Annotated in this window: 6 protein-coding genes and 1 pseudogene; 3 read left to right on the top strand and 4 right to left on the bottom strand. The window is 68.0% G+C overall.

Features of this window, described 5'->3' with window-relative positions:
• The coding region (locus BMW67_RS11200; RefSeq protein WP_091764230.1) for a DUF7146 domain-containing protein at nucleotides 1–632 on the bottom strand (632 nt) is incomplete at its 3' end.
• Nucleotides 625–849, bottom strand: a complete 225-nt coding sequence (locus tag BMW67_RS11195) for a helix-turn-helix transcriptional regulator (RefSeq protein WP_091764228.1) — start codon at nucleotides 847–849, stop codon at nucleotides 625–627. The genes BMW67_RS11200 and BMW67_RS11195, both read right to left, overlap by 8 nt.
• 228 nt (nucleotides 850–1,077) lie before the next feature.
• Here BMW67_RS11195 and BMW67_RS11190 point away from each other — a divergent pair, with 228 nt between their 5' ends.
• Nucleotides 1,078–2,157 carry an IS5/IS1182 family transposase gene (locus BMW67_RS11190; protein ID WP_072747447.1) on the top strand — a complete coding sequence of 360 codons (1,080 nt, stop codon included), beginning with the start codon at nucleotides 1,078–1,080 and terminating at the stop codon, nucleotides 2,155–2,157.
• A gap of 116 nt (nucleotides 2,158–2,273) precedes the next feature.
• Nucleotides 2,274–2,510, top strand: a pseudogene (locus BMW67_RS11185) (integrase core domain-containing protein); the annotation flags it as partial.
• 332 nt (nucleotides 2,511–2,842) lie between these two features.
• Here the strand turns inward: BMW67_RS11185 and BMW67_RS11180 are convergent.
• Nucleotides 2,843–4,114 (bottom strand): polysaccharide pyruvyl transferase family protein, encoded by a 1,272-nt coding sequence (locus tag BMW67_RS11180; RefSeq protein WP_072747448.1) that lies wholly within the window; start codon nucleotides 4,112–4,114, stop codon nucleotides 2,843–2,845.
• 141 nt (nucleotides 4,115–4,255) lie between these two features.
• On the opposite strand from BMW67_RS11180, the gene BMW67_RS11175 reads away from it, so the two are divergent.
• Complete coding sequence (locus BMW67_RS11175; RefSeq protein ID WP_072747449.1) at nucleotides 4,256–5,464, top strand: Coenzyme F420 hydrogenase/dehydrogenase, beta subunit C-terminal domain; 1,209 nt, start codon at nucleotides 4,256–4,258, stop codon at nucleotides 5,462–5,464.
• Nucleotides 5,465–5,558: 94 nt separating this feature from the next.
• Here BMW67_RS11175 and mtgA read toward each other — a convergent pair whose 3' ends face one another.
• Nucleotides 5,559–6,236: a monofunctional biosynthetic peptidoglycan transglycosylase gene (mtgA, locus tag BMW67_RS11170; RefSeq protein ID WP_072747450.1), complete on the bottom strand. Its 678-nt coding sequence runs from the start codon at nucleotides 6,234–6,236 to the stop codon at nucleotides 5,559–5,561.
• Between the last annotated feature and the right edge of the window lie 6 nt (nucleotides 6,237–6,242).

Here is a 6,242-nt window from a genome sequence, read left to right as displayed (position 1 = left end):
GGGATATGGGCAAGGTTCAGGGTCGCCATGCCCGTTGCGCTCGGCGCCGCCCATGCGCCGCAGGGCGCGCCCCACATTGCCGCCGCCGCAAGCGTCGTCTCGATGCCCTCGCCGATCGGCGGCGGGCCGCCCTCGGGCGGCGCGATCAGCCGCACCGCGCCGCCCTGGTCACCGTCGATCTGCGCGACCATGGCGGACAAGCGCGCGCCGGTCGGGTGCGGCGCGGATGGGTGGAGGCGCAGGGCCGCGCCTTCTGGAAAGGCGATATGACGGCCGCGAAGATACGCTTCCGCCAGCGTGCCGCGCGCCGGGCGGGCTTCCTGCCAGATGCGCCAGGCCGCGCCGTCGCGCCGCTTGCGCTGCGCGGCAAGCTCGGCCATGCGCCGGGCTTCGGCTTCGGGATCGGGCCGCGAAGGCGCGCCGGGCGCGAGCCCGGCCGCCCGCAGGATGTCGGCGAAACCGCATCCGGCCTTGTGACAACGCAGCAAAAGCCGCCCGCCGCGCCCCTGCGCGATGCTCGGCGCCGCCTGATCGCGCCGCCGCTCGGGCTGGCAGACAGGGCGCGGCGCGAGGCGATACGCCCCGAACCACCGCCCGCCAAGGTCTTGCGTGAGGGTGCGGGCGTCAGCCATCGGCGCGCCCTCCCTTCGCGGCAAGCTCGGGGTCGTCGCCCGCAAGGGGGCGGGTTTCGATCCACGCGCAGATGTCGGTTTCCCGCCAGGCCACGGCCCGGTCGGCGATCCGCACCGCGCGCGGAAACTCGCCCCGCGCCTGCAATTCGTAGAGCCTCGAGCGCGACAGGCCCGTAAGGACCAGAACGTCTTTCAGCCGAAGAATTCTTTGAACCATAATAGTATCCATTGGCAAGAACCTAGAATCGCTAGGTCCATAATGGGATATGGATTTCGTGGAAAATATTTGCACGCGTTTCCAAGAGAATTTTTTACAAGCTTATTTATTGTCTTGCATATTGTCTATTGCCCCTGACTGGGTAGGGGTGTCGGGGTATCTGGACACCCGCAAGAACCTATCGGATCGAGGCGATGTGTGATTCAGTGGCGGCGCGGAGGTGCGGTCATGAATCCCAGCAATCTGTTCGGCCTTTCTGATCACCTTGAGGCTCTGAGCAAGCACGGCGATCCGCTCGAGGTTCTCGATGCCACGGTAGACTTCGAGTATTTCCGGGGCTGGCTGGTCGAGGGGCTCGGCTATGGTGACGGGTCCAGGGGCGGCCGGCCGCCGTTCGACCCGGTGGCGATGTTCAAGGCGCTGATCCTGCAGGCACGGCACAATCTCAGCGATGCGCGGATGGAATTCATGATCCGCGACCGGCTCTCGTGGATGCGGTTTCTGGGCTTTGATCTGGGCGCGCCAACCCCTGACGAGAACACCATCCGGCATTTCCGCAACCGGCTGACCGAGGCGGGCACGCTGAAGCGGGCGATGAAGGCGTTCGAGCGGCGCCTGCGCAAGAAGGGCTACATCCCGATGTCGGGCCAGATTGTCGACGCCCGCCTGATCCCGGCGCCCAGACAGCGCAATGCCGATGCCGAGAAGGCGGCGATCAAGGCCGGGAAAAGTGCCGCCGAGATCTGGCCCGACGAGCCGAACAAGGCCGCCCAGAAGGACCCCGATGCGCGCTGGACGCTGAAGGTCGGCGGCAGGATCCGGCATCGCCCCGACGGCACGCTCCTGCCGCAGATCGCGGCGCCGGTCTTCGGCTACAAATCCCACATCAGCATCGACCGGCGGTTTGGCTTCATCCGCGAAAGTGTCGTGACGTCGGCGTCGGAGACGGATGGGCGACAATTGCCAAATTTCATCGACCGGGAGAACACGAGCTCCGAGGTCTGGGCAGACACGGCATATCGCTCGCAAAGGAACGAGAAGTGGCTGGCCAGGCACATGATGACCAGCCGCATCCACCGGCGCAAACCGGCCGGAAAGCCGTTGCCCAGGGCGACGGCGCGGGCGAATGCGAAGAAGTCGTCGATCCGCGCCCGCGTGGAGCACGTCTTCGCGCACCAGAAGAACCGCTTCGGCCTGTTCATCCGCACGATCGGTCTGGCGCGCGCCGAGGCCAAACTGACGCTGGCCAACCTCGCCTACAACTTCGACCGCCTGATCTTGCACGAGCGCAGAAACGCCAGGGGATGAATCCGTCCGAAATCGCAGAAATCCCCCCGGATCACACCGATCCGGTCAAAGCCCCTGCCTCAACCTGCCCAAAATTGCCAAACGCGGCCAATTCAGAGGGTTGTTGCGGGTGTCCCATTGCGCCCGGCAAACCGATGCAGAACGGCTTCGTCGAAAGCTTCAATGGTCGTCTGCGGGACGAATGCCTCAACGAGCACCTGTTTGCCAACCTGCGCCATGCCCGCCATTTGATTGCGGCTTGGCGCGACGACTACAACCATCACCGTCCCCATTCGAGCCTCGACGGGCTCACCCCGCGGGAGTATCACAAACGGTCAAGCGAGGACCAAACCCTGAACAGAGCTAACGCTTAAACGCGGACTCTAAGGGGAGCAGGTCAGGGCCCGCGAAGGAGATCGCCGATCTAAAGCCCCACCGCCGCAGGCCACGCTGCGCTTAGGTTGCGTGCAGACCCTGCGCGCTCTGGCCTTCTCTTCACCCAGCTGGGCCAGAATTGCCTCGGCCAAATGGGCCCAGTTTCGAACCGGCCTTGACGTCATGGGCGGGATTGCGCCGTCATCCCGCCTTCCAGGTGCAAGTCTTCCCAGATGACATCGCTTTCTTGCCGCACAAGTCCGGCCCTGCGCGCCCGCCTCAGGCTCGTTCGGAATGCCGGCGCCTTGATTTTCGGCGAATCCCGGCCGCGTCATCGCTTGAGCGCCGATAGCCTCAAGGATTTGGACGGATGGGCAAGGTTTGGTCCCGCTCGCCGCAAGTCCTGGTGCGCAGCCGATCCGCTGCCTCCAGTGGCGCGCCGGAGCTCTTGCGAGGCTTCGTCCTGGTAGGAGACGAGAATCTCTTTCGCCTTGTCGCGCGCGCGCTCGGCGTCGCGCTTCAATTCAGCCCGCCGGGCGAAGCGATCGGTCACGTATTCCAGCACGCTGTCATCGTCCAGCTCGCGGCAGTCGCAGACGTGATCATAGCCGACGGTCCTGAACACGCCGACGAATTTTCGGCTGTAGGCCATCGGCGTCACGGGCACGCCCGAGGACAGGGCTGCGATGGTCGCATGCATGCGCGCGCCGATGAAGAAGTCCATGCCGGCGATGTAGCTCTTCGCCTCGATCGGCGACGAGAAGACCGGAGCGACCCGAACATGGGGATGCTCGGCCTGCAGCTGCTCGGCGACGCGTTGATCGTCCTCGACGGGGATGTGCCTGGACTGGACATGCCCGATGAGATGAATCTCGGCGTTCTCATGTTCAGAGAGGCGCTGGATCAGCCTTCGCACCACACTCGGATAGTCGCATTTTAGCGAGAACTGGTTCTTTCCCGAGTAGCCGCCGTTGAACAGCAGCCCAGACACGTTCAGCCCGATGCGCACCTTTCCATCGTTCTTGCGCGGGGGCGCTTCGTAGGGCAGGCCCATGGCGACGTCCGTGCACTGGACGACGCGTCTGCGGATGCCCAGATCTTCGAGGAACCTGGTCGAAAGATCGTCGCGCGTGAAAATGGCGCGGCTTCGGTTCATCGCGATGCGCGCCAGCGGACGTGACCACCACTTGTCGAAGGGGCCGATCGTCTGGGGCGACAGCACCAACGGCTTGCCCGCGGCGATGACCCGCATCTTGCTGATCCACAGCGTGAAGAAGCGCTTCAGGCCGTAAATGTCCGCGAAGCTGTCTCCGCCTCCGATGTCGAAGACGATGTCGCAGCGCCTGACGTCGGCCGCGATCTTGCCGCCCGGGCGAACGAGATCGCGTGTTCGGAAAGGGCGGTTCTCGACGTCCGGCGCCTCCAGATACAGGGGGCGGGGATCGCGCCAGCCCAGCACCAGGAAATGGGGCTCCAGCCCGCATTGCCTGGCGGCTCTGCGCAGAATGTCGATATTGGCCAGGGTGAGCGCCCCGACGCCAAGATTGTCCGAGTTCAGGGAATGCCAGAACAGGCCGATGGTCACGCGACGCGAAGCTTCCAAGCGAATATCCTTTCGACAATGTCGGCCGGCCGCGCGGCGCGACCGCCGAGGCGCGCTCTTCCCCTCCCGCCCTGAGGCAACCTGCTTGCAAATGCGCCCGCCTGTGTCAAGTTACGCGGCCCATGACGAAGGGATCGAAGCATGTCATTTCTCGATCGTGTCGAGCGCGGACGATTGTGCGCGGGATGCGGGGGCTGCGCGTTGCTGTCGGACGGGGCGTTGCGCATGGAGCGGACGCCGCCCGGGTTCCTGCGGCCCGTCCCGCAGGGGCCGTTGAGCCGCGAAGCCGAGGCGCGGATCGCCGCCATATGCCCCGCTCTCGGGCAGAGCGTCGCGGCCGAGGGCAGGCCCGACGACGTGCTCTGGGGGCCCTCCCTGGCCATGCACGAGGCCTGGGCGCAGGATGAAGAGCTCCGCTTCACGGGGTCTTCGGGCGGGGCGCTGTCGGCCGTGCTCGTTCATCTGCTCGAGAGCGGAAAGGTCGACGCGGTGGTGCAGACGGCCGCGGATCCGGCCGATCCGGTCGCGAACCGAACGGTGATCTCGACCTCGCGCGCCGAGGTCCTGGCCGCCGCCGGATCGCGCTACGCGCCCTCGGCCCCCCTGGCCGCGCTCGGCCCCTGCCTGGAGGACGACCGCATCTATGCCTTCGTGGGCAAGCCATGCGACGTGGCGGCCCTGCGCGCGCTGGCGCGTCTTGATCCGCGCGTGCGCGCGCGTTTTGCGTTCATGCTGTCGTTCTTCTGCGCCGGCGTGCCGTCGCTTTCCGGCGCGCAGGAGGTGCTCCTTGCGCTGGGCGTCGCCCCTGACGAGGTGGCCGCGTTCCGCTATCGCGGCAGGGGTTGGCCGGGCCGGGCGGCCGCGCGGCTCAGGAATGGCGAGGAGCGCTCGATGAGCTATCACGAAAGCTGGGGCGGAATCCTGTCGCGGCATGTTCAGGTCCGGTGCAAGATTTGCGCCGACGGGACCGGCATGGCGGCGGACCTTGCCTTCGCCGATGCCTGGCAGACCGACGAGAAGGGCTACCCCCTGTTCGAGGAGCGCGACGGAGTCAGCCTGGCGGTCGCGCGAACGCGGGCGGGCGAGGCGTTGTTGCGCGAGGCCGCCGAAGCCGGCGCGTTGTCGCTGCGCCCGTTCGATCGCGGGCGGCTCGAGGCGATGCAGCCCGGGCAGGCTGGTCGCCGCAAGGCGCTGCTGGCCCGGCTGGCGGGGCGCCGTCTGGCCGGGCGCCCGGTTCCGCGCTATCGCGGGCTGCATCTGCTTGCGGCGGCGCGGCGCGGCGGCGTCGCCTCCAATCTGCGCAATCTGCTCGGATCTCTGCGCCGCGCGCTTCTTGCGGACGAGCGCTGAGCCATCCTTCGCCACATCGTCGGCGCGCCGGCGTCCTTGCGGGGGGGGGCGGATGGGCGGGGCGGATGGGCGGGGCGGATGGGCGGGGCGCCGGTCAGGGCAGGGCGCAGGCGCCGCGGCCCGTCTGCGCCAGGTCGGCCGCGCCCGCGGCGATGGCGGCTGCGCGGCGTTGCATGAAGGGCGACGGGCGCGTCGGGTCGCGGTCCCTGGGGGCGGGCAGGGCGGCGGCGATCAGCGCCGCCTGGCGCGGCGTCAGGCGCGCCGCCGGGCGGCCGAACCAGGTCTGCGCCGCCGCTTCGATCCCGAACAGGCCCGGGCCCGTTTCGGCGATGTTCAGATAGACCTCGAGAATGCGCCGCTTGGGCCACAGGGCCTCGATCAGCAGCGCGAAGCCCGCTTCGAGCGCCTTGCGCGCCCAGCTGCGCGCGGGCCAAAGGAAGGCGTTCTTGGCCGTCTGCTGCGTGATGGTCGAGCCCCCGCGCAGCCGCCCGCCCCGGGCGTTGTCGCGCCACGCCGCGCGAACGGCCGTCCAGTCGATGCCCCAATGATCGCAAAAGCGCGCGTCCTCGGCCGCCAGAAAGGCCAGCGGCACATGGGGCGGCAGCGTCGACAGGCGCACCGGCGCGCGGCGCACCGCGCCCAGGCGCGCGCGCTCGGCCTCGATGAGCGGCGTGGTCGGCGGGTCGACGAAGCGATAGGCCAGGACCCAAAGCGTCGCCGCCGCCGCAAGGCTGGCCAGGACGCGCCCGGCCAGCCGCGCCGCGCGCCGCATGGGGCG

This window comes from Oceanicella actignis, from assembly GCF_900111545.1.
Classification (GTDB): domain Bacteria; phylum Pseudomonadota; class Alphaproteobacteria; order Rhodobacterales; family Rhodobacteraceae; genus Oceanicella; species Oceanicella actignis.
The sequence above is the reverse complement of the archived record's forward strand: the minus strand, read 5'-3'. Positions and strand labels throughout refer to the sequence as shown.

What these genes read in the sequence shown, in the direction of transcription:
- BMW67_RS11190 (WP_072747447.1), top strand. Translation starts at nt 1,078, where the DNA reads ATGAATCCCAGCAATCTGTTCGGCCTTTCTGATCACCTTGAGGCTCTG.
- mtgA (WP_072747450.1), bottom strand. Translation starts at nt 6,236, where the DNA reads ATGCGGCGCGCGGCGCGGCTGGCCGGGCGCGTCCTGGCCAGCCTTGCG.
- BMW67_RS11175 (WP_072747449.1), top strand. Translation starts at nt 4,256, where the DNA reads ATGTCATTTCTCGATCGTGTCGAGCGCGGACGATTGTGCGCGGGATGC.
- BMW67_RS11195 (WP_091764228.1), bottom strand. Translation starts at nt 849, where the DNA reads ATGGTTCAAAGAATTCTTCGGCTGAAAGACGTTCTGGTCCTTACGGGC.